Below are 22,372 nucleotides of genomic sequence, written 5' to 3'. Positions count from 1 at the left end.
GACTATTTCCGATTCTGTTTTAGGTCGTCCAACTCCCACGCCAGCACCACCCCCGACCGTGGCAACACCCACCCATCAAACTCCGCCCGGATCGTCTGCTCCGGCACGGCTTCCGGCGCCTCACTGATGCGGGCACGGTTCGTGCTGGCGAAGAAGTCGAGAAGCCGCACGTCCTGGACCGCCGCATCGCGGTAGTCCAGTTGGACCGTCAACCCTCGGGTGGGCTGCTCCACGTCGATCTTGATCAACCTGCCGTCCTGCCGCACCAGCGTCCGGTAGGTGTAAGAGATCACCACGGGCTCACCTGCCTCGACGGCGGCCTTGCCGACGGAGACGCTGTAGGTCTGGCTCCCGTCGCGGGCGCTGCGCCGGATGGGCCGCTCCTTGCCGTCTACGGTGAACTGCGCTAGCTCGAAGGCTTCCGGGGAGCCGCCGTGCAGGTCATCGACGGGACGGAACCACCACGCAGAGGTTGGCCCCGCCTCCTGGCTGAGGTCGCGGTATTCCTGGCGGTCGGAGACGCAGACGAACCGGCGCATGGGGCTGGCCGGGATCGTTGTGTACTCCCACCGGGCCGTGAGGGCAAACATCGGGGTGCGGGTAGCGGGCGAGGCACTCCCGGAGGGAGTGCCTCTAACCATGGTTAGAGGCGAAAGGGTCAGCTCCACCCGGGCGTCGTGCCAGCGCTCCGTGGAAGCGATGGCCAGGTCCCGGATGTCGCCGTAGAGCTCACGGGCGAAGGTGACGTCTCCCAGACGCAGCGCCAGGCTGTTGCGCAAGATCTCGTCCAGCATGTCGGGTGTGGCCACTCGCGCGAGGTCGGCTTGATCGAAGGCGAACCCGCGGATGACGGCGTCGCGCAGGGCTGGGGCTTCCTCGGTGATGATCTGGCGCAGTTGCTCCGACTGGAGGCGGCTGGCGCTGCGCCGCTGCACGTAGTCGAGGCCGATCCCCAACAGGCCGAAGGAAAATAGTATGCCGCCGATCTCGCTCACGGGGAAGAAATTCAACCAGGCGAGCCTCGGAAACAGATGCAGGTTTTTCGCGAGCACCAGCAAACCGACCCCGAGCACAGCGACCACGAGGCCGATGAAGGCGGTTTGGAGCTTGTCGTAATCTTCGTGCAGGTTTGCCATGGCGTTTCGTCGTCATTGTGACACTTTTTGATCATGCCGCGCGATCCCGGACGCAGCACAAAGCTCCGGCGCCTCGGCCACATGCCGATAACGTCCGGAGCTTTGCGGGGGCGCTTGCCCCCAGTGCATCAGCTACCCTCGCCGCCGGTCATGCTGTCACCTCCTTTCGTGGACGGTATTTGTCTGACAGGCCCGATGCTACTCATAAGTCTGTAGACCTACAAGTAGCAGCACGGGCACTGTCGGCTCTGTCATGGAGGGCCAGCTGCAGCGCATCGTGGGGCACAACCTGCGCCGCTACCGCGAGGGACGCGGCCTCAGCCAGGAAGCCTTCGCCGATGTCGTCGGCGTCCACCGCACCTACATGGGCGGCCTGGAGCGCGGCGAACGCAACCTCACGCTGCGGTCCCTGGAGCGGCTGGCCGCCACCCTCCACGTTGATCCTTTGGACCTGCTCAGGGAGTCGTGGCGGCCGTAGGGTCCGCCTCCCCTGGTTCGTAAATGGCTGGATGCGACTCTTCGACCGGCTCGCAGCCGCCAATCTTGGTGAAAATCGTCCAGGCGATCAGCTCACAGGTGCCACGGCCAATCCGGCGGGTAATGCGCTGGGAGCGGTCTTCCACCTCCAGCGGCAAAATGGCCTCGGGCTCGTCGGCGGCGCGGTGCGCCCAGGCGTGGGCGTCGCTCCAGTCGGCAAAGGTTGCCAGCTGCTCGCCGTAGCCGTTTAGGACGGCGTAGGGCCGGATTCGTCGGGGCGGGAAGCTCGGGCCTGCCTGCGCTTCTGCCGGTCGGCAATCTTGGTCAGCTGCCCGTCGATCCATCGGGTCTCCTCCGTGACGGTTTCGACGCGCTCTACGAGGGCGGCGTATTCAAGCGGCAAGGCGCCGAGGCGGTCCCGGTACCGAGCGAGACCTGATTCCAGCTCGTCGAGCTGCGCCACGACGAGCTGGCATTCAAGCTGGATAAGTCGCAGCGGCAGATCTTCATACGGCGGTCCGTTCCGACATGCGCCGTTCGCCCAGCCACCCACCCGTGTCCTCCGCCCGTCGCTCCTACCTACGCCTGGCGGGCACCCGGGACCGGGCGCTTGCACCAGGCGACGGTTTTTCGCACCCGGCCCCGGGGCCTGGCCGGACCATGACGCACCCCGCCGGACCTGGCCAAGAGGCCGCGCGAATGCGGATCATGCACCGCGCGTATGGCCCCTCGCCACCACTTACCGTGACGCATAGACTCCGGAACCGACCGGATGATCCAATCGGTATGGGAATGGGGGCATCGTCGTGGACGAGGGCGAACCCTCCCGCCGGTACTGCCGCTGCGGCACCCGGCTAGCCCGGGACAATTCCGGCTCCCAGTGCGGTTCGTGCGCCCGCCAGGCCCGGAACCTCGTGGCTGCCGCCCCCGAAGTGCCCGCCCAGTTCTGGGAGACGGACCAACTGCGGGACGCCTTGGCGGCCTGGCACATGGGCCGGGTCATCGCGGCCTATCGCACCCCCCCCTTTCACAACCCGCCGCTGTCGCAGGACGTAGTGGCGGGGTGGATGGATCTGACCCAGGCGCAGCTGTCCCGCATCGAGTCCGGGGAGCCCATCACCGACCTTGCGAAACTCATCCGCTGGGCACAGGCGCTGCGCATCCCCGAGGCGTTGCTGTGGTTCAAGCTGCCCCCGGTGCCGGGCCAGATGGCTCCGGTCCACCCCGCCGGCGTCCCCCTCGACCACTTGGAGCAGTTGCGCCGGCAGGCCGAAGGCCACCTCACGACTGGCGCACCCACCGCGGCCACCATGGACGACTGGGAACGCATCGTCTCCGGTCACGGCCGGGCCACCCGGTACCTTCCCGCCGCCCTGCAACTGGAAGATTTGGCCCGGGACTTCGGCGACGTCCAGCACGCCTTGGCTACGCGCCAGCCTTCAAGCACAACCCGGCAGCTCACCCGGGTGACGGCGCAGCTGGCCGGGCTCATCAGTCTGGCGCTGATCAAGATGGGGCAACGCGGGCCCGCCCGGGCCTGGGGCCGGACCGCCCGCCTGGCCGCCGATGAAGCTGGGGATGCGGCGCTGTCTTCGTGGGTCCGTGCCCAAGACGCCTACACCTTCTATTACGGCGGCGCCGTACCCGAGGCCATCGCCGCCGCCAAAGAAGCCCAGGCCATCGCCGGGCGCACTCCGTGTGTGGGTGCCGTCCTGGCTGCCGCCCTCCAGGCCCGCGCCCATGCGGTGCTCGGGCAGGGGGACGAAACCGATGCGGCTCTTCGTCGGGCCGAAGCCATCCTGGCCGGACTCTCCCCTGAGGACGTAGCCGAATCCGCTTTCGGCTACAACGAAGCCCAGCTGCGCTTCCACGAGGGCAACGCCCTCACTCACCTCCGCGACCGAAGCCGGGTCTGGGAAGCCACCGACCGGGCGCTGGCCCTGTATCCGGCCAGCGACTACATGGACCGCACTCTGATCCAACTGGACCGGGCCGACTGCCTCATCCATGACGGCGAAGTCACTGAAGGTGCCGCCCAAGTCGCCCGCACCCTGCTGGAGCTGCCCGCTCAACGACGGGACGGCCTCATCGTCCAGCGGGCGCGGGGCCTGGCCCAGAATGCAGCCCGCCGGGGCGGCCCAACCGCGGCCGTCCGCCAGTTGCATGAGCTGCTGGAACTGCCCCCTGGACTTGTCGGAGGCGGGGCCTAAACTCTCGCGGGTGACGATCACGGTGCAGCCTGCCAGCCAGGACGACGCCGAAGACCTGGCCGCCCTCATGGTGGAGCTGGACACCTTCTACGGTGCGCCGCCCACCGAGGACGCCGCAGTCCTCGCCGCTCAGATCCAGCGGTTGCTGTTCGGACCCATCCCTGCGGCCTACGTCTTGCTGGCCCGGGAAGAGGATCGGCTCGTCGGGATGGCCTCGTACTCGTACCTGTGGCCCGCCGCCGGGGTGACGCACTCACTGTTTCTCAAGGAGCTGTACGTCTCGGAGGCCGCCCGGCGGCACGGGGTGGGGCGGCTGCTGATGGAGCACCTCCGGGCCATCGCCACGGAGCAGGGGTGCAGCCGGGTGGAGTGGACGACGGATACGGAAAACACCGGGGCGCAGGCGTTCTATGGCGCTTTGGGTACGCGGGTGCATGCGAGCAAAGTCTTCTACCGGGCACAAACGGAGAATCACAAGATCACATGAATCTGGCAGCTCAAATCTCGCTGATTACGGTACCGCAGGAGTTCACGCGGCTATGCAACGCCGTACTCCGGGCCGAGTACGGCTCCGACTTCTTGCCGATTGACGACGACCGATCAGATCGCGGCAACGACGGTTATCTGAAGCCAGAGAAGCGCCTTTTCGCCATGCACTGTTTTAAGCGAGCCCAGAACCAGGGCCTCGACGGCGAAATCAGATCGAAGATGCTCGGCGACTTGGCGAAGGCCGTCAAACTTAGAACCGAAAGCGCGTGGATAATAGAGGGCGGCATCAAACGGTCATAGCGACGCCCCGATAGGATGATCGCGATGGTGTCGAGGGGCTGGATGGTGGATGGGCGTACGGGAGCGGTTGACGGTGGAGGACCGCGAGGTCATCTCGCGGGAGTTGAGTCAGGAGCGTTCGGCTCGGTATATCGCCGCTGTGCTCGGTCGTCATCATTCGGGGATCTCCCGGGAGATCGAGCGTAACGGCGGTGCCGCGGCGTATCGGGCGGTGGATGCGCAGGCACGGTGTGATCTGATGTGCGCCCGCCCGAAGGAACGGAAACTCGTCGCGTCGAAGGAGCTGCACGACGCGGTGAACACCGGCCTGGTCGAGAAGTGGTCGCCGAAGCAGATCAGCGAGAGACTGCGCACGGACTTTCCCGACGACGAGAGCATGCGCGTGAGCCACGAAACAATCTACGAGTGCCTCTACCTCCAGGCGCGCGGCGAGCTGCGGACGGAACTGAAGATCGCGCTGCGTAAGGGCCGGGCCAGGCGGGTCAACCGGTCGCGCAGCACCCTGACCAGGGGCGGGATCGTCGGCATGGTCAACATCAGCGAGCGGCCGAAGGAGGCCGAGGACCGCGCCGTCCCCGGTTTCTGGGAGGGCGACCTGATCATCGGGAAGGGCAACAAGTCGCAGATCGCCACGCTGGTCGAGCGCACGACCCGGTTCGTGATGTTGGCGCGAATACCGTACGACCGTAACGCCGACAAGGTCGCCTACCTGCTGGGCAAGAAGATGGAGACCCTGCCCGAGTTCATGCGGAACTCGGTGACCTGGGACCAGGGAAAGGAGATGGCCCGGCACGCCGATTTCACCGTCCGCACCGGTATTCCCGTGTATTTCTGCGACCCGCACTCACCGTGGCAGCGCGGCTCGAACGAGAACACCAACGGGTTGCTGCGCCAGTACTTCCCGAAGGGCACCGACCTGTCCTTGCACACGCAGGAAGAACTTGATATGGTGGCCACGCAGCTGAATGGGCGGCCACGGCAGACGCTCAAATGGGCGACGCCGCTCGAGGTCTTTACCGAGCTGCTGGAAAGTCATGTGTCGCCATGACCGCTTGATTCCGCCGAGGCTTGGACCTTCTTGTCCAATTACCCGGTTCCCGAGGGTGTGGGGAAAGAGGTAATCCTGGCTGGCGCAAAAGCCAATATAGATGTGAGCTGGCAGGGGCCCGATTATCTTGCCGAGGTTCTACAGCGAGTAAAGAGCGCGCAGGCCCTCTTCCCCAATCTCGAAGTCAACGGGGTAATGGAACAGCTAGCGATCATTATCGCCAAACTAGAGTCCAAAGACGCTGAGAGCACGCGAGTTCCAATCACGTGGGTGCCACGCGATGAACAAGAGCTTAAAGATATTGCCGAGCAGCGACCTCCATACTGGGAATACCTCCTATTCGCCGGGCACCTGCGTCAAGGAAAAGCACAGCTCGATCCGAAGTGGAGGGATTACAAAAACGGCTACGCACCCCGGACAGGGAGATATTTCAATGATGTGCACTCAGCCATGTCATATCTCGTGGGCACCTTTATAGACGTGCGAGCTATCACAGCCTCCGTCACCGCCAACATGAATGATGACGGTCAGGCAGAAGCCTTCGGGCCGCCTGGAGAGCCCGGCAATCCACTTCTCATTGGCCACCTGGCCAAGAGGATACTCACGAGCTACGAGGAACTCCTCGACTGGGCGGCGGGACTCCGCGGCATCGCCGTGCCAGAGGAAATGAGTAGAGCATTCGCTCTCGCTGCAGTTCTCGTCGAGAGACCAGCCACCGACATACGCAATTTCGTTGACAACGCGGTTGTTCAACTTGAACGGCTGCCGGAACTGCTCTCCCGGCCTAGATCTGAGCCGCTTCAAATGGACCTGACGCTCAGGCTTACCGCCGACGAGGACGCCGCCGCTACATTCTCCGCCGAGATGCAACGTCTCCGGCAGAAGTTCAGCCAGTTCGGGCGTTGAGGAGTCGGGACCAATTAGGCACCGATGCCGCCCCGGGCTCAAGGTATGACCGCTACGCCGCCGTGGGAACCTCCGCCCCATGAGACTTCAACTCTCCTCGGCGGAGCCCGACTGCGCGGCATCAAAACATCGGATGGCCGATTAGAAATGAACGCGGCACACTGATGAAGTTCAAAATTGCAGCCTGCGCCAGCTTCGACATTAGCGCGGCCCTAGTACTCTCGGGCGCTGTCACATCCATGAAGTCAAAACCGGGTGGCCCGATTCCCTGGTGGACCGGCGAAGAACGCAGGTCGTAAATCAGTTCAAGAATTTCTCTTCGCTGTCTTCTTACCTCGCCTCGCCTCCTGAAGTTGAAGGCATACTCCGCGTTAGGGCTTGCGAGCAGCTCGTCTACGGCGTCAAGGCAAAGCATCTGCATCCCACCGATAAACCGCTGTGTCACTTTCTCTTTCCGCCAGTTTTGCCGAGGCACGAACAACGCCTCCAGGGCCGTCACAAAGAACACCATTGCTGCCTCGACCGAGTCTTGCTTCAGCGCGGCGTGGTACGAGAAAGCGGCGTTGCGAGCGCGCACGACACTGTCCGGTCCGCCTCGCTGATGCAACTCTTGAAAGATGTCAAGCGAAACGTAGTTGCGCGCTAGGCCAAGTGCCTGCGTGCTCGAGCGTCGCGCTAACGCGGCCGTCGCCACCTCGGGCGGGACCGGGAAACGTGGCGGAACACAGTCGACGATCCTGCCACACGCCAAGGCGCAAATGGCAGCTGTTGCTTCAGCTACGCTCCGCACGAGTCCCAAAGACATATCCGACTCGCAGGGTCCGGGAATGAAGAATGTCGCCGTAATAACTGATGGGGGGATGAAAAGATTTCCAGTAGAATGATCGGGGTCATCGGCGAAATCAAGTAGTACGGCGTCTGAGAGCCAGCGGGGACCCAGTATGTGAACCTGATCGCCCATCAGGCGTATAAAATTCAGCATCGCACTGGGCTCACCGACTAGCCATGGGCGAGTCTTCATCTCCGTCCGATAGACAACCGTACCGCCAAAGTCTTCATGCGACACCTTCTCAGCGGCCTCACGCATAATTCCGTGCGCGACGTGCAGATCAATACCGGCTGAGGAAGCTACGCACCATCCGCTCGGCTCTTCTACGAGCGTCAAGTGATTTCCCGTAGACACTCCGAGGAGTGCCGTTCGCTTGCCGGATCGCACATCGAGGCCATTACGCTGCTGCCACTCGAAGCGGCTATGCAGAAAATACCAAACCCAGGCCATGAATAGTGCGTTGGCTGCGTCCTCGCTCATGGCCGCCGCAGGCTCTACCTTGATGAATACCTCACGCATGATCGGGATCATACGCCTCTCCATCATGATCTAGGCAAGCAGGACCATCCTGGGCCGCACTCTTACAACTGCGTCCAGTCTGGAGCATCCTCGGTGTCATTATCCGGCCAGTTTGCTTCTGACGGAGGAGTCGGCTCCTCACCAGGGCCTCGCGAAGATCGCACTGCGTGTTGATCGGCTACGCTAGGTAGCGAGGTACTGGACGGCTCTATTACGGTCGCGGCCAATCTCCTGCACAGTTTCCTTGATCTTGGTGACGCCGTGGAGGCGTAGTAGGCCGAGCGCGAGATTGCGGAGGATCGCGAGATTGTGCGGGCCGTTTTCTTGGTGGGCTTGGCAGGCATCTTCCCGCCAGGTGGTGTCGCGGACGTAATGGACACGGTTCTCTATGCCCCAGTGCATTCGGACGTGGGTGTGGATAGCGTCCGGAGCGGCGCGCTCACCGCGCAGGCTGGTGACAATGAAGGCGTATTCCTTGCTGAGACGGGCGCCGGTGAGATCGAATTCTTCGCGGCAGATGACGGCTATTGTTCGGGCCCGTGGGAAACGGATGTCATCCACGGGTCGCGTCCAAGTCGTCCAGCGCTTGATACTTCCGCGGGAGCATTCCTCGACCTCATGCCCCGGTGTTTTCTGAATAACCGGCAGGAGGCGATCGAAGATTTGCTGGAAGAGCTTCGGCTGGTTCCCCTTGACAGTGAACACGTAGTCGATTCGTTTTTTCCAGAGTAGGATCGCGGTTTTGACCTGCGTGTGCGCGGCGTCTGCGGTGATGACGGTTCGGCCGCGCTCGTGTTTGATGTTTTTGAGTAGGTTCGCGACCTGGGTGATCTCGTTGGTATCCGCGGGGACCTTGGTCTGGGCGATGACGACCCCCTGGTTGTGAGTCATGGCAGAGAACAGCGTGAACTGCTGGTTCTCCGTGCTCCAAGCGCCGCGCAAGACCTTACCGTCCAGGGCGATCACCAGATCGCCGTTGTGATCGCGGGTCGCTTGTTCGTGCAGCCAGGTGCCGACGACCAGGTCCAGCACATGCGAGTTGACTCCTTTGAGGGTCTCGCGGATGGTGGATTCGCAGGGAACGGTGTAGCAGCCCCGAAAATAGCCGTAGGGCGCGCCGAGTGCGGCGAGGAGCCCTTGGGAGAGGTCGGCCGCCTCGCTTCCGATCTCGCGGTAACACGTGGCGCCAGCGAGCGTCGCGACGGTCGCCGTGGCAAGCACGAACTCGAGGTCGTAAACCCGGCCCCGGGCGTCGCGGAAATCCTTCACAAGACGCAGCATGGCAAGAAGTCGACCGATTTTTTCTTTGCCGGCGTTGTCAAGGCCGCTCGACAAAGCGGCGCCGGTCTGGCATGATGACACTTGGCGGCCTTCTGTCTCGGGGAATTGTTTATTCGCACTCTCATTGTCCCGATCAGGAGGCCGTCGTTTCGCAACGGCGGCTCTTGTTTTCGTCAATTCAACGGCCATGGCGACTGGGCGCACAGCGGCGGATTTTCGGGTAGGCATTCGTAGCTGCCGATGGCGTCATTTCCGATAGCTCGGAAGCGCGGGCGGCGAGATTCCGGCCGGAAGGAACTGCACCCGCGAGACCCGTCGAAACCTGGACCGAGAGCTCGATCGTGACGATTACTCAGAGCGATAGTTCGCTACCTGGAGTGATCTTCCCTTGGCCCTGGCTCCTCACCCTCATCCTCGTAGCCCACCCACGCCGGGCAGTTCTCCTTGCTACCGTCGCAGAGTTCCATGTGGAGATCCTTCAGGATGGTGTGTAGCTCACCTAGCGCTGCCCGCTGTGTGTCTTTCAACCGCCAGCCGCCCTCATGCCAGATCACCGCTAGCTGGGTATGGCCCCAGCCGATCAGCCAGTGCGGTACGTCGAAGGCGTACACCCCGTCACGGCCATGCTGAGGCCAGCGTTTTGCTTCACGGCTGAGCGGTCGGCGTTTTGCTTCCATGCCAATAGTATTGAGCGCGGGCCGTGCCGCCGCCAAGCCTTGTAATTCTCGTATTTTGGCTTGCGGTAGCCATTTTTCTAAACTCGGACTTCGCCATTGAACTCATCGCCGGTGGCCTTTTCAAGCCTGCGAAGCGTGTCGTTCTTGCCAAAATACCGTTGCGTTCGCAGCCAAGTAACCTGGTGCGCCTGACTCACAAAATGCCGCCATGGCGCTACAGCCTCGCCACAGCCACAGCGGCACGTCTGCGGAGCACTGGAGGCGCTAGCGTCCCGTGCATCCATGTTCACATTCAGTGACTTCTTGTACAATTGATCTAGATCTGTCCGGAACGTCTGGTTTGTAAGCCGCTCCGCGAGGGGCACGCTGGTTGAGGCAGGTCAGAGCCCCGCAGCAGCCAACGGGTGGCGCGGGGCTCTGGACTTTCCGGGGTTAGTGCTGCATTTGGGAACGACCAGCATCTCGCGGTCCGCATCGCCCACGCATCGTCACGGCATGTAACGCATTCTGTGTGCGTTGGCTCGCCGGGTATGCCCGGGGCCTCCGCCGGGCGACAGGCCACCAGTTTCGTATTACGATTGCCGGGTGGAGATCCACCGGTCAGCCCGCAAGCATGGCGTGGCCGACGGAGACATCCGCCACGCCACCGAGCGCTACCTCGTCGCCTACTCGTTGGACGACGACGGACCGCCTTGGCGCGAGTTGAGGCTCGGCCCAGCCAGGGCCGGCAACCTGCTGGAGATCGTCGTCCTGCTCCTCGACGACGGCACGGAACTCATTATCCACGCGATGCGGATGCGTCCCAAGTACCGGGATCTCCTGCCGTGACCAAGGAGAACATGACGATGACCCCCGAGAAGGAGGAGCGCCGCACCACTCGCGGCGTACCCGTAACCACCGAGATGATCGACGAACTTGCCGGTGAGGCTGAAACCGGCTACGACGTCGCCGCTCTACGCCGACGTGGCGGTAGACGACCGCTTGGCTCCGCGCCCGGTGAAGTCGTCCCCGTCAGACTCGAGCCAGAGCTACGCGAAGCCCTCACTGCCCGCGCACGCGCCGACCACACCAACGCCAGCGACGTGATCCGCCAGGCCCTCCGCGCGTGGCTCGACGTCGCCTGATGTCGGCGCGGCGCCCGCTCGGCCTTCCGAGTGACAGCCAAGTTGACAGCCGAGCCGGCGGACGCGAGCGGTGTCACGCGGCCCGCTCGATCGTCCTGGGCGAACCTGAGGACGGCGCCGTCGTCCCCCGGAGTTCCTCGGCCTGGCCCTCCAGGCGGGTATGCCAGGCCGCGGAAGCTCCCAGCGGTGCAGCACGCCCTCATAGGGGAAGGCGCATTCCACGTTGACGATCTCACCGTTATGGGGTTTGGCTGTTCGTATCAGGCGCCGGCGCGCAGTCTGCCCCTCCGAGTCCACGTCGGTGGGGCGAGCCTCGGTGAAGGCCTGGAGGCTGAACGTCGTGGTCCCGCAGTAGACGAGACGGGTCCCGGCCTGGTGTGCCACGCGGAGGAAATCCGCCGCAGTCGTGAACTCCGGGTCGAGCTCGAGCTCCGGCCCCTCGGTACCGGGGGTCACACTGCCGGGCAGGACCGCAAGGCCAAGGTCCGCCGCCAAGGCGGTGATCTCACCATGGACACCGCTCAGATCGGATTCGATCGCTACTCCTCGCGATTGTCGGACTGTCGCTTCGCGGTCGACCAGCTTGTCGACGGCGTGCGGTTCTGGCCGGACCTCCTCGACACCGAAGGGCCGCTGACCGAGGTCAGCGCCCGCCAGACCGACTCTGCCGGCTGACCGGATCTGCCAAAACCACTACCAGGCGCGGCGCCACCCGGCGGGGCCCGATCGTCGTCTCGGCAGCTATCGTCACGGCGGTCGTCGATCTGAGCCTGACGGGTACTGCCGCCGGCTGGAGATCGCCTGGTTCTGGCTACTGGTCTGTGGTGAGGCGCCAGAGGTGGATGGCGGCGTCGGAGCCGGCGATCGCGACAACCGGCTCTGGTAAATTCGGTCCCGCAGCACAGCACTCGATGGATCTACAGGACATCCACAGCAAGATCTCGACCATGTGGATCGGCCGTCTGGGGTTCGACTCCCCGGGAGTGCACGCCTGGTTGAGGCAGGTCAGGGCCCCGCAGCCGCCGACGGGTGGCGCGGGGCTCTGGCATATCCGGACCGGATCAGTCTCCTTGCCCCGCCCGGCTCTCTCAGGTCAAACAGGCCGACCTCGGATCTCAGCCGGTGTCGCCGGGCGGCATGGCCGTTTCTCCGATCTTGGTGTGGGTGTCACTTCGGAGCTGGCCAACCGGGGTCCGAGCGGTGCCGGCGCTGACGTGGAGTCGATCACGCAGCGTCGCGGCCGAGATAGGGCGCCGGTGCTGCTGCCAGTGCAGGACATCCTCCGCACGGGCGCGGTGCAGGAGATCCTGCTCCCGAGCACCCGGCTCCATCTGAGCCGGCGTCCCGCCTGCAGTCGGGGCTTTCGCCCGCCCGTTCCGACGGGCCTGTGTGGATACCGCCCGCTGATCGGACGGCATGGCGGTGGCCTCGACATCGACAGGTCGACTTTGCAAAAAAAAGTTGCGACCTGGTTCGCGATGACGAGTTCCTCCGCGACGAACCGCAGAGCGCCGCAGGCGTAGGAATACCGGGCGTCGAGCGGGTATCGGGCCACTTCGGCGCGCGCCCTGGCCAGCTCGGCCGCGGTCGGGCGGTAGTCCCTGTCTTCCGCAGGTCCGGTTTTCGTGGGGTGACCGGCCCGGTTTGTGATCAGGGCGGGTGGGTCGGGTCGACTCCCAGGAGGTCCAGGACGCGCTGCTGCAGCGGGGTGGGCCGGAGGAGGTGGGCGGGCTGGCCGCGTTCGACGCCCTGGTCCGTGAGCTGGCTGCGGCGCATACCACCCAGCGTGAGGGCCAGCTCGACAGCGGCGCGGCGGGAGGCCCCGCATCGTTGGCGGGCCCACCACCGGCCGCCCACCGCTGCTCACCCTCGACGACCGGCTCCTGGCCACGGTCCCGCACCACCGGATCCGCCTGCCCCAGGCCGCCATCGCGACGCTCTTCACGGTCACGCTGACGACGATCAACAGGCGGATCCGCGACATCCGCCAGCTCCTCGCCGCCGCCGGCCACACGATCACGCGACCGGCGACCGGCGAGCGGCGAGCGGCGAGCGGCGAGCGGCCAACGAGCCTGGAGGACCTCCACGCGTTGACGGAGGCGGCCAGGATCAACCAGCCGACAGAGATCAAAGACGCGTGTCAATACTCTGCAAGCCCTATCCACACGGCCTTGCGGTTAGACGACCGACCCGGCTGTCAGGCCGGCGCGCTCCATCGAGACCCGCAGGGTGCCCAGCAGCACCTGTACCTCGGTCATCGCCCGCGCCGCGGGAGCGGCTGGTCCAGGTATGGGGACGGGCGCGACCGCGAGGCCGAGTGCCTGGGCCGCGTCGGGCAGACCAGCGCCGGCCCGGCCGGGCCCGAACTCGGGCAACGGCCGGCAGCTGGCCGCCAGGACGTCGAACAGCCGCTGCACCCGGTCTGCCGGGCTCACGAACTGCTGCCGGAAGTCCGCCCGGTGGGCCAGGACGAGCGCGGCGAGGCCGGTGACATGGGCGGCGGCCACCGACGTTCCGTCCAGGGACGCGTAGTCCCCGCCGGGCACGGACGACACAATCGCGACGCCTGGGGCGACGGCGTCGATGTCCGGCCCGACGCTGGCGAACTTCGCGGTGAAGTAGCCGTCCTGGGTGGGCTGGCCGAGAACCTGCCGGGCATGGTTGCTTTCGGCCGGGAAGGTGTCGACCCGGCCCATGGCGGACACCGTGAAAACCGTCGGCAGCGAGCCCGGGAACAGGACCGGCTGGTCTGCGGCGTTGCCCGCGGCCACGATGCACGCGACCCCACTCTGCCTGGCCTCCTCGATCTTGCGGGTTACGAAGATCGATCCGGCGTCGGCACCGAGGCTGATGTTCACGACGTCGACCTTCTGGGCGATGCAGTAGTCGAGCGCCTCGATGAGATCACTGAACCGACCGCCCGGGAAAATCTTGCAGACGTGGACCTCCGCGCCTGGAGCGGTGCCGATAATGCCGCGTCCATTGTCGGCCCCAGCGATGATGCCCGCGCAGTGCGAGCCGTGCCCGACCTCGTCGCTGCCCCACCGCTTGCCCTCCCGGTCGACCAGGTCGAGCCCGTTGGTGATCCGGCCGCTCAGATCGGGGTGGTCGACGTCGACGCCAGAGTCGATGATGGCGATCCTGACGCCGTCGCCGCGGTAGGTCGGCGGAATGCGGTCGATCCCTAGGGCCCGCTGGCCCCAGCTGAACTGCTGCCGGGCCGGGAAGTCGGGCAGCAGGCGGCTCAGCGGCTCCAGGACGATCAGGTTGTCCCCGCTGGACGACAACCGCGGACGGTCGATCGAGCGCTCCCAGTAGCCCGACGCCGGCCGGACGTAGACGTTCTGGACGGTGTCGGGAGTATCGGCGATCAGTGTCACCGAAACCTTGCCGTCCTGGCCAGTGATCCCCTGGACCGGGAAGTTCCGGCCCTGGACCAGCACGCTCGCCCCGGGTGCGCTCTTGCCGTCCCGGCCCTGGACCTTGAACGACAGTTTCGTCTCCGCGCCGAGGGAGACGACTGTCCCCGGGCCGGGCAGGATGCGAGTCGCCGTCGCGGCGGCGTCGCAGAGGTTCAGCCTCCGGTCTGGTTCGATCAGCAATTCGGGGGCCTGACACAGCGCGGCGGCCCGTTCCACAGGCATCTCGAAGATCGCGATCTTGGACGGCTGGGTGGCGCCAGTCGCGAACGGACGGACCGGGAGGCTGGCGGACATTTTCAGCTCCCGGTGGAACGTGATGTCCGGCAGCGCCCCAAGCCGCTCGAAGAGCACGTTGGGATCGGCCACGCTCACCCCCGCCGGCAGCAGCTCCTGGGGCGCCGCGCCGACGAGGTACCGGCCGTTGCGGCGCCCGACTTCGCGCGGCGACCTCGGGGCCGATGCTTCCTCTTTCGGGTTCTTCTTCTCCATCTGTGCTGTCAGCGCTCCTACCGAGAGGCTCAGAAAGTCGGGGTGAATCGTCAGACGACGGCCCGGTCTGTCGCGATTGCGGGCTCGTGCCGGTCACGCGGTAGTAAGGAGTGAATGGTGCGGGAGGTGCGACTGCTGTGGTCGGTGATGGGTCTCGAACCAAGCGGCAGCGGGACCAGTCGGGGAGTCGCGTCCTTGTCGTCAGGAAACCGGCGCCAGTCGTCCGGACAGCGGGAGACCCGAAATCAGGAGCCGCCGGCTCTTCACGCGACCGGTTCGGACTTCACGTCACAGCGGCGGCAGCGCGGGGTTCATGGCTATTACCTGCTGGAGCGACATCGCGATCGAAGATGCGTGTGCCAGGGACTCCTGAGTACGCCGTGCCCGGTAGAGCTCCACGGCGACCACGGTCGGAGGGATGAACTGCGCGACCTGCGGGATACTCGGCGTCATTCGCTCCAGCCAGATGTGGATTCGCTGCAGGAACAGCGCGGCATGGGCGCGGTACGTGTCCTGCGCGGGCGCCGCCGGGCCGGCGATCCCAGCGAACAGTGCGCCTGGCTGCTGTGACCACTGCCGGGAGGACGACCCGTTCGCCGTCGTGCCGAGATACGGCAGACTACCTACCGTTGACATAGTAGATTCCATTCGAAGCGGTCAGCGTCGGGTACTGAGTCGTGCCTTCTCCTGCCGGGGCGACGGCGGCCGAGAAACCTACTGAGACGGCCGCCGTCGCGGTGAGGCGACCGTCAGGCGACGGCCGACCACCCAGGCGGAACCACTCCCTGGAGGCGGTTGACGGCGTCGCCGACGAACGCCGCCTGGCGGTGCAGCTGCAACTGCTGGGCGGCGACCCGGGCGATGTCGCCCGCGATCGCGGCCTGCTGGAGCTGCTGCTGAGCAGCGCACCTGGCGATCTCGTTCGCCAGCGCGGCCTGCTGGAGCTGCGGCTGGTAACCGAGCACCGACCCGAGGTGACCGAACGGCTGCAGCTGCTGCGCGAGCTGCTGCTGCGTCGCGACACGGGCGATCTCGTTCGCCAGCGCGGCCTGCTGGAGCTGCTGCTGGGCAACAGCATGGTGTAGCCACGGCTGGGTCATCAGACCAGCAAACGCGGCCTGCTGGGGCTGCGGCTGGTGGCCGAACGACCCGAGGTGACCGAACGGCTGCTGCTGCTGCGTGGCGACACGGGCGATCTCGTTCGCCAGCGCGGCCTGCTGGAGCTGCTGCTGGGCAACGGCCTGCTGGACGGAGAATGGAACAAAAGCTCCGGCTCCGGGACCGAACGCGTTCGGTGCGATGCCCCCCGGTAGACCGCCAAGAATTCCCCCAGGGGCGAGCTGCTGCGGACCGAAAGGCATGATTCCAGCCCCGTACCCGTTGATCACGGGCGGCGCCACGGAAAGCGCCTGGTAGGGTATTGACGCGGTCATTTCGGGTAGAATGGCGGAGACGGACACACCAGTCCTCCTGATTCAGCGATGAAGAACGAGATCCTCGACGGTGGCCTGCGAAATCGCTCGGCGCGCTGGAACTCTACGGTCAGGCCACGGGCTCCTCAACCGCGACTCGACGCGCCCCTGCCCAGGCGGGCACCTATACCCGAGGACCGCAGGACCTTCCGGCCCCGCATAGGAGTCGTAATGGAACAACAAATGCATGCGCGGGGCCATCTTCGCAGGTCGTAGGCCCGAAGAAGGCCCACGATGCGCAAGTTTGTTTCATTTCGGATCCATACCGCGCCAGTACGCGCGAAATGTGGCTCTTCGCGCTTGACCGGAACCTGTAACCGTCCGGCTACGGGACGGGTCGATGCGAGGTAACTATCCGCTGCCCATCCGAGGGGTTCGAGGACGCAGCCGACGCGGCGCTCGAAACGGAGGACCAGGTCAGGACGCTGCTGGTGCTCAAGCCGTGAGGCCGCCGGCCGGCTCCCAGCTACGTGGCGTCAGCGGCAACCGTGACTCCGGGTCGTCGATCGAACACGGCCTCCGGCGAAGTGCGAAGAGCCCGAAATGTGCCGAGAACAGGAAAAGACGAACGATTGCGCGCGGGGAGACAAGGCGGGATGACACCGCGGCGTGTACCGTGCCAGACGCTTTGGGCCGCTGAGGTGAGGATTGGGTGACCGCGTAGGGGCTGGAACGCGCCCCGCGCTGGCGCGCCGAGGGAGGGCCGAAGGCCGAGGCGTGAGCCACTCAAGGTGACCGTGAAGGCCGAGGAGACCGCCGGGTACCCGGCGCCGACGAGGTTCACCTTGCATAAACTGCGCTGACGTTCCTGAATGCCTAAGCGGCCGGACTCGCCGATGACAGGACGCTGCACGGAGCCGGTGGCGATGGCGGAGTCGAGTGCTATTGGACGCTGCCGGACGGCACCGAGGTCGATCCGCGATCGCCAATGGTTGCCGATTCGCCCGAATTTTTCCGCCTTGCGACGGGCTCGTCGACATCGAGCTGCGCGTCACCGATCGAGCGAGCCCGTTACGCCTCGGACGGACCGAGGGCTTTCCGCCGCACGACCTACTCGCAGGCCAGGTATCGCCCAGCTGACCGCCGCGGTGACCGCGACGGTTCCAGCGACGACGAATGGATGCGCGATGAGCGCATCGGAGACGTGGTTGAGCGGGTTGCTCGGGATCAGGGCGCTGCGTTCGGCGAGCCATGCCGCGGCCAGCACGATTCCGATGCCGGCGGTGATGAGGCGTGCCGCCGGGTAGATGTGGGTACGGCTCAGGACCATCAGTGACGGCATGAGCAGGGCGACCACCATGAGCTGGGTCAGTTCGATGCCGAGGTTGAATCCCAGCAGCTCGACGACCAGGGATCCGTGGCCGAGGTCGAGGCCGCCGAGTAGTGCGGCGAAGGCGAGGCCGTGCATGAGCCCGAACCCGGCGGCGATCCACGCCTCGCCACCGGGGACGAGCGGCCGGACGGCATGGATGCCGGAGACCAGGATGGACAAGGCGATCAGACTTTCCACCACGCGCGCGGGAGCGCTGATGTAGCCGAGGGCCGCGAGGGCGAGGGTGATGGAGTGCCCGACGGCGAAGGCAGTGACGACGTGCATGACACGCCAGCAGCTGCGGCGCAGGTTGTCGGCGCGGACCCATCGGCCGCGGCGGACGAGGAGCGGTGCCGGCAGCAGGAGCATGACCAGGAAAAGGATGTGGTCGGCGCCTTCGGCGATGTGCCGGATGCCCAGGTGTACGGCGGTCGCGAAACCCTGCTCGGTAGTCGCGCCGGCGGCTGGTACGGCGATGGTGTGTTGCTGCCAGTCGAGCACTCCTACGGTGGTGTAGCTGCCGGAGCCGCGCGGGCGCACCAGGACGACGACCTGGTGTGACAGCAAGTGGTGCACGATCGCGTCGTAGGTGAGCTTGAAGTCGTGCACCGTGCCGTCGGGCGGCGCCAGGACGAGGTCGAAGACGAGGTGGTCGACGCCGTCGATGTTCTCCACGCGGCCGCCGCTGGCTGTGACGCTCCACCGGGCGCCGTTCTGGTCGGCCGCGGAGGTGTGGCTGAGCAGGTAGCGGCGGAGTTCCTCGAGCTTGGCCGGTTGGACGACGGCCGCCGCAGTGAGGGGCTGGTCGAGAGCGATGGCGAGCCGGTCGATGGGCAACTCGACCTCGCCGGTCACCCGGCCCGGTGCGGCGTCAAGCAGAATCGCCGTGGTGCTGAGCGGGTGCGCGTCCGCGCGCGTTGGTGCCATGACCGTCGCCGTTGCCCACATGGCTGCGAGACACGCGAGCAGCATCCCGGCTCGGGCCGCCCACGTTCGGAGCGGGCCGGGCCGGGAATTGCGGCGGTTGCCGCGCGCAGGTCGGGGCACAGCTACGAGATCCACGGTCAGCTCGGCTTGCTGCTGCCGTAGTCGTTGGTCTTGTCCCGGTAGACCGTGTGGAAGTGGATGTCGGGCGTGCTCTGGCTGCGGGTGTTGATGAACTCGATCCACACGCTGGGGCCGTCGATGCGGATATAGCTGTTCTCACCGCTCGGGCTGGTGTTGCTGGACCAGCCGATGCGAGTCTGGCCCAACTCGGACTCGTACTTGGCCATCAGCTTGGTGGCGGCCGGGGCGTTGAGGTCGCCGACGTACGCCTGGATCGCCGCGATGACCAGCTTCTGCTGGTCGGCGCTCAACTGTGACACCAACAGCCCCTCGGAGGCGGGGAAGGTCCCCGAGTCCTTGCCAGGGCCCATGACCAGGTCGTCGAATGTCCCCGACGTGATCTGCGCGGCGGTCTTCTGCTGGTCGTCGAGCGCCGCAAGCATGCCGAACATGGCTGACGACTCGGCCTTCACCGGCTCGACCGTGATGCCACCGGACTGGAACGACGTCGGCTCGGATCCGACGAACTGCGGAGTCTCGCTCACCTTGTCGCCGTTGTAGGTGAGGTTTCGGGCCAGGTGATGCCCGCCGAACTGGACCATGAACGGCTGCGTCGTCGACGGCTGCCCGTAAACGGCGATGTAGTAGTCCTTGAGGCTGCCAAAACCGTCCGCGCCCTGGCCCCCGAGGCTGCTCAGATAGTCGTCGGCCTTCTGGATGTCGATGTCCTCCTGGGCGCCGCTGGGGCTCAGTGCCACCTGGAGCACTGTGGCAACGGCCTTCTGCTGGCTGGCACTGAGGTCGGACAGGACGATGCCCTCGCGGGGCACGGCGGTCGAGGGGAAGTTCGACCACGTCTGCCGCGCCTTGTTGTTTGAGAAGTCGTACTCGACCTTGCCTCGCTGGGTGGCGTCGAGCGTGGCGAGGAACGTGTTCACCGCCTTGACGACTTCCGCGGTGTTCGCCCCGCCGGGGCTTGCTCCGTTGGTGTTGAGGTTGACCGCCGTGACCTGCTGCATACCTCCGCCCACGCCGCCCGCGCTCCGGCTGCTGCTCGACTGCGTTGTAGCGCTCGCTGACGGCGACGCAGTGGTGGAACTACCTGAACTGCAGCCCCCAATGACGAGAGTCGCCGATATCAAAGCGCAGGACGTGACGGCAAGGCGTCGATACATGTGTCTCCTCTGGTCATCCGGGCTCGGGGCGGGGTACCGCTCCGGGAGCGTACGCAGCACTTCTGAACCCCCGCTGACGGCTGAATGCCGGCTGAACGTGGGGACGGACAGGGGCCCCGCGGGCACCCCGACCGGCTGCCGGGCGCCCGAAGCCCCACGCGACAATGGGCCCGTGCCCGCACCCGCCAACACCGGCCGCGTCCTCGTCGTGGACGACGAGCCTTCGATCCGGGACGCCGTCGCGACTGCGCTGCGCTACGAGGGCTTCGACGTCGGCGAAGCCGCCACGGGTCGTGCGGCGCTGCAGTCGGCCAGGGAACAGCCCCCGGACGTGGTCATCCTCGACCTGATGCTCCCTGACATCGACGGCGTTCAGGTGTGCCGGCAGTTGCGGGCGGCCGGTCAGGACTGCCACGTGCTGTTCCTGACCGCGCGCGGCAACCTCGCCAACAAGGTCACGGGCCTCGGCGCCGGCGGGGACGACTACATCACCAAGCCGTTCTCCCTGGCGGAGATCGTGGCCCGGACGAATGCGGTCATGCGGCGCAGGGCAATGTCGATGGCCTCCCCACCCGTGGAACTGCTCGGCCAGGCAGGTCGAGACGGATCCACCCCGTCAGGAAGCCGGCGGCTGGTGTGCGACGACGTCGTTCTCGACCTGGACTGTCATCAGGTCTGGCGTGCGGGCGTGGCCGTCCATCTGACGGCAACCGAGTTTCGCCTCCTCGCGTTCTTCCTCAACAATGCGCAGCGCGTGCTGTCCAAACAGCAGATCCTGGACGCAGTCTGGGACGAGGACTTCCGCGGGACTCCGAACATCGTCGAGGCGTACGTCGGTCACCTACGGCGCAAGCTTGACCAACACGGGCCATCCCTGATCAAAACCGTTCGCCTCGTCGGCTACGCCCTGCACCCACAGGACGGAGCAGCGGCACTCGCCCGAGCGGGTGCTCCATGAGACCTCGCCAGCCACGAACACTGCAGGCGCGGCTGGCGGTGGTTGTCGCCGCGGTCCTGCTCGCGGCCCTGGGGCTGTCCGGCGTGGCCACCTATCTGGCTTTCGGGGCGTACCTGCGCGATCGGCTCGATGCCGCGCTGCGCGACACCCCGGTCGTGTTGAACCACTACACGAGCGGCACTGCCAATCAGGACGCGACGGACCATCGGGACGACGATGTCCCACTCGGCCCGCGAGTCGCGCCGTTCGCACAGTTCATCAGCGCTGACGGCACCGTTCTGCTTACCCAGGCAGGCCGCGATGCCTCCGGGCGGCCCTTCACAGCCAGTCTGCCGTCCATCCTGCCGACGGTCGCCCGATCAGATGGCCCCGGCGGACCCGCCGCGTTCTTCGACACCCGGTCCCGCGAGCCGTCAGGCCCCCGGCTGCGGGTGAAGGTCTCGGCGGACAAGGACGGCCGGGTCGTCATCCTGGCTCTTCCCCGCAGCGAGAACGACCGGCTGCTGCATCGCCTGGGAGGGGTCGAGGCGTGCGTCACGGCGGCCGCGCTGCTGCTGGCGTCCGGCGCCGCCTTCTGGGTGGTCCGGCGCCGTCTCACACCGCTGCGAAGGCTGGCCGACGCCGTCGAGTCGCTGAGCCCGAACGACCTGGCCGTCCGCGTCCAGGTCGACACGACAACACGCGAGGTGCACGAGCTGGCGACCGCGACCAACCTGCTGCTGCAGCGCATGGACGGCGCGTTCACGAAGGAGCAGGCCACGCAGGAGGGCTTGCGGCGGTTCATAGCTGACGCCTCACACGAACTCCGGACGCCGATCGCCGCCGTGTCGGCGTACGCACAGCTGTTCGATCTCGGTGCCCGGGACCGGCCGCCAGATCTCGCCCGCTCGATGGCCGGCATCCAGCGTGAGACCTCGCGGATGCGTGACCTTGCCGAGGACCTGCTGACCCTCGCCGCAGCGGAAGAATCTCCTGAGCAGGAAGCCCCGACCGCTGACCTCGCGGCAGTGATCGGACAGGCGGTTGATACGGCGGTCACCGTCGATCCACGCTGGCCCGTGACACTGACACTTTCTGCGGGTCTCGGCATGGTAGCGGCCGAGCCAGCTCGGCTGCATCGCGTGCTGGACAACCTCATCGGCAACGTCCGCGCGCACACTCCCCCAGGAACGCGCATCCAGATCGATGCCCGGCACGAGGGCGCGAACGTCATCATCGCCGTAGCCGATGACGGCCCTGGGCTCGCCGCCGACGAGCGGGCCCGCATGTTCGACAGGTTCTGGCGCAAGGACCCGTCCCGATCCCGGCAGGTCGGCGGTAGCGGCCTCGGCCTGTCCATCGTGGCGACCATCGTCAAAAGCTGGAACGGACACGTGACCGCCTCGCGGACCCCGGGCGGCGGCCTAACCGTAACCTTCGCCCTCCCCACCACACCTGACCAACCCGACCGGGCCAAGCGGGACTGACCCGAAAAGTAACGTGAGGTGGCAGCGTGTCTCAG

General features: G+C 66.0%; 22 protein-coding genes and 1 pseudogene. 11 read left to right on the top strand and 12 right to left on the bottom strand.

All coding sequences use genetic code 11. The features are described 5' to 3' along the window. Positions 1-2: 2 nt before the first annotated feature. A complete protein-coding gene (locus FRADC12_RS15970) occupies positions 3-1,136 on the bottom strand; it encodes a hypothetical protein (RefSeq protein WP_045877247.1) in 1,134 nt (377 codons plus the stop codon). A gap of 253 nt (positions 1,137-1,389) precedes the next feature. Here FRADC12_RS15970 and FRADC12_RS15965 point away from each other — a divergent pair, with 253 nt between their 5' ends. Then, entirely contained in the window at positions 1,390-1,614 is a 225-nt protein-coding gene (locus tag FRADC12_RS15965) for a helix-turn-helix domain-containing protein (protein WP_045877246.1), read from the top strand. On the opposite strand, the gene FRADC12_RS29940 is transcribed toward FRADC12_RS15965, so the two are convergent. Next, positions 1,592-1,957 carry a hypothetical protein gene (locus FRADC12_RS29940; protein WP_084010820.1) on the bottom strand — a complete coding sequence of 122 codons (366 nt, stop codon included), beginning with the start codon at positions 1,955-1,957 and terminating at the stop codon, positions 1,592-1,594. The two genes, FRADC12_RS15965 and FRADC12_RS29940, sit on opposite strands and share 23 nt — an antisense overlap. Before the next feature lie 570 nt (positions 1,958-2,527). Between FRADC12_RS29940 and FRADC12_RS32335 the strand changes: the two genes are divergently transcribed. From FRADC12_RS32335 to FRADC12_RS31390, 5 genes are read left to right on the top strand one after another with little or no spacing between them, the layout of a single operon-like run. Next, positions 2,528-3,823, top strand: a complete 1,296-nt coding sequence (locus tag FRADC12_RS32335) for a helix-turn-helix domain-containing protein (protein ID WP_232303835.1) — start codon at positions 2,528-2,530, stop codon at positions 3,821-3,823. A gap of 10 nt (positions 3,824-3,833) precedes the next feature. Continuing rightward, complete coding sequence (locus tag FRADC12_RS15950; RefSeq protein WP_045877244.1) at positions 3,834-4,310, top strand: GNAT family N-acetyltransferase; 477 nt, start codon at positions 3,834-3,836, stop codon at positions 4,308-4,310. After that, a complete protein-coding gene (locus FRADC12_RS15945) occupies positions 4,307-4,612 on the top strand; it encodes a hypothetical protein (protein ID WP_045877243.1) in 306 nt (101 codons plus the stop codon). The genes FRADC12_RS15950 and FRADC12_RS15945 overlap by 4 nt, the downstream gene beginning before the upstream one ends. Before the next feature lie 49 nt (positions 4,613-4,661). Beyond that, entirely contained in the window at positions 4,662-5,660 is a 999-nt protein-coding gene (locus tag FRADC12_RS15940; RefSeq protein ID WP_045877242.1) for an IS30 family transposase, read from the top strand. Between the two features lie 30 nt (positions 5,661-5,690). Further along, positions 5,691-6,566, top strand: a complete 876-nt coding sequence (locus FRADC12_RS31390) for a hypothetical protein (RefSeq protein WP_157488883.1) — start codon at positions 5,691-5,693, stop codon at positions 6,564-6,566. A 121-nt stretch (positions 6,567-6,687) separates the two neighbouring features. Here the strand turns inward: FRADC12_RS31390 and FRADC12_RS31385 are convergent, their stop codons facing one another. The 3 genes from FRADC12_RS31385 to FRADC12_RS15925 all read right to left on the bottom strand — a co-directional run bounded on the left by FRADC12_RS31385 (position 6,688) and on the right by FRADC12_RS15925 (position 9,908). Then, complete coding sequence (locus tag FRADC12_RS31385; protein WP_157488882.1) at positions 6,688-7,914, bottom strand: hypothetical protein; 1,227 nt, start codon at positions 7,912-7,914, stop codon at positions 6,688-6,690. Between the two features lie 183 nt (positions 7,915-8,097). Then, positions 8,098-9,276: an ISAs1 family transposase gene (locus tag FRADC12_RS15930; RefSeq protein ID WP_045876696.1), complete on the bottom strand. Its 1,179-nt coding sequence runs from the start codon at positions 9,274-9,276 to the stop codon at positions 8,098-8,100. Between the two features lie 287 nt (positions 9,277-9,563). After that, positions 9,564-9,908 carry a hypothetical protein gene (locus tag FRADC12_RS15925; RefSeq protein ID WP_157488880.1) on the bottom strand — a complete coding sequence of 115 codons (345 nt, stop codon included), beginning with the start codon at positions 9,906-9,908 and terminating at the stop codon, positions 9,564-9,566. A 549-nt stretch (positions 9,909-10,457) separates the two neighbouring features. On the opposite strand from FRADC12_RS15925, the gene FRADC12_RS15920 reads away from it, so the two are divergent. The 3 genes from FRADC12_RS15920 to FRADC12_RS31380 all read left to right on the top strand — a co-directional run bounded on the left by FRADC12_RS15920 (position 10,458) and on the right by FRADC12_RS31380 (position 11,671). Continuing rightward, on the top strand, positions 10,458-10,700 hold the full coding sequence (locus tag FRADC12_RS15920; protein WP_045877239.1) for a hypothetical protein: 243 nt from the start codon (positions 10,458-10,460) through the stop codon (positions 10,698-10,700). Beyond that, positions 10,697-10,996: a ribbon-helix-helix domain-containing protein gene (locus FRADC12_RS15915; RefSeq protein WP_232303834.1), complete on the top strand. Its 300-nt coding sequence runs from the start codon at positions 10,697-10,699 to the stop codon at positions 10,994-10,996. Before FRADC12_RS15920 ends, FRADC12_RS15915 begins: the two co-directional genes overlap by 4 nt. Before the next feature lie 186 nt (positions 10,997-11,182). Next, positions 11,183-11,671 carry a hypothetical protein gene (locus tag FRADC12_RS31380; protein ID WP_157488879.1) on the top strand — a complete coding sequence of 163 codons (489 nt, stop codon included), beginning with the start codon at positions 11,183-11,185 and terminating at the stop codon, positions 11,669-11,671. Positions 11,672-12,111: 440 nt separating this feature from the next. On the opposite strand, the pseudogene FRADC12_RS33195 reads toward FRADC12_RS31380, so the two are convergent. From FRADC12_RS33195 to FRADC12_RS15875, 7 genes and pseudogenes are all read right to left on the bottom strand, one after another. After that, positions 12,112-12,351, bottom strand: a pseudogene (locus FRADC12_RS33195) (hypothetical protein); the annotation flags it as partial. Positions 12,352-12,646: 295 nt separating this feature from the next. Continuing rightward, entirely contained in the window at positions 12,647-12,853 is a 207-nt protein-coding gene (locus tag FRADC12_RS32330) for a hypothetical protein (protein ID WP_045877237.1), read from the bottom strand. A 320-nt stretch (positions 12,854-13,173) separates the two neighbouring features. Further along, the gene (locus FRADC12_RS15895; protein ID WP_052710942.1) at positions 13,174-14,907 is read right to left on the bottom strand and encodes a S8 family peptidase; all 1,734 of its coding nucleotides are present in this window, start codon (positions 14,905-14,907) and stop codon (positions 13,174-13,176) included. A gap of 288 nt (positions 14,908-15,195) precedes the next feature. Further along, positions 15,196-15,543 carry a hypothetical protein gene (locus tag FRADC12_RS15890; RefSeq protein WP_157488878.1) on the bottom strand — a complete coding sequence of 116 codons (348 nt, stop codon included), beginning with the start codon at positions 15,541-15,543 and terminating at the stop codon, positions 15,196-15,198. Positions 15,544-15,656: 113 nt separating this feature from the next. Beyond that, the gene (locus FRADC12_RS15885) at positions 15,657-16,268 is read right to left on the bottom strand and encodes a hypothetical protein (protein WP_157488877.1); all 612 of its coding nucleotides are present in this window, start codon (positions 16,266-16,268) and stop codon (positions 15,657-15,659) included. 1,102 nt (positions 16,269-17,370) lie between these two features. Next, on the bottom strand, positions 17,371-18,618 hold the full coding sequence (locus FRADC12_RS15880) for a HupE/UreJ family protein (RefSeq protein WP_232303833.1): 1,248 nt from the start codon (positions 18,616-18,618) through the stop codon (positions 17,371-17,373). 137 nt (positions 18,619-18,755) lie between these two features. Beyond that, positions 18,756-19,757: a DUF3500 domain-containing protein gene (locus FRADC12_RS15875; protein WP_045877234.1), complete on the bottom strand. Its 1,002-nt coding sequence runs from the start codon at positions 19,755-19,757 to the stop codon at positions 18,756-18,758. A 328-nt stretch (positions 19,758-20,085) separates the two neighbouring features. Between FRADC12_RS15875 and FRADC12_RS15870 the strand changes: the two genes are divergently transcribed. Together FRADC12_RS15870 and FRADC12_RS28455 are read left to right on the top strand one after the other, a co-directional pair. After that, a complete protein-coding gene (locus tag FRADC12_RS15870) occupies positions 20,086-20,871 on the top strand; it encodes a response regulator transcription factor (protein ID WP_045877233.1) in 786 nt (261 codons plus the stop codon). Beyond that, the gene (locus FRADC12_RS28455; protein ID WP_084010803.1) at positions 20,868-22,337 is read left to right on the top strand and encodes a sensor histidine kinase; all 1,470 of its coding nucleotides are present in this window, start codon (positions 20,868-20,870) and stop codon (positions 22,335-22,337) included. Before FRADC12_RS15870 ends, FRADC12_RS28455 begins: the two co-directional genes overlap by 4 nt. Positions 22,338-22,372: the final 35 nt, after the last annotated feature.

The organism is Pseudofrankia sp. DC12 (assembly GCF_000966285.1).
GTDB lineage: Bacteria > Actinomycetota > Actinomycetes > Frankiales > Frankiaceae > Pseudofrankia.
This window is presented reverse-complemented; position numbering and strand designations above follow the sequence as displayed.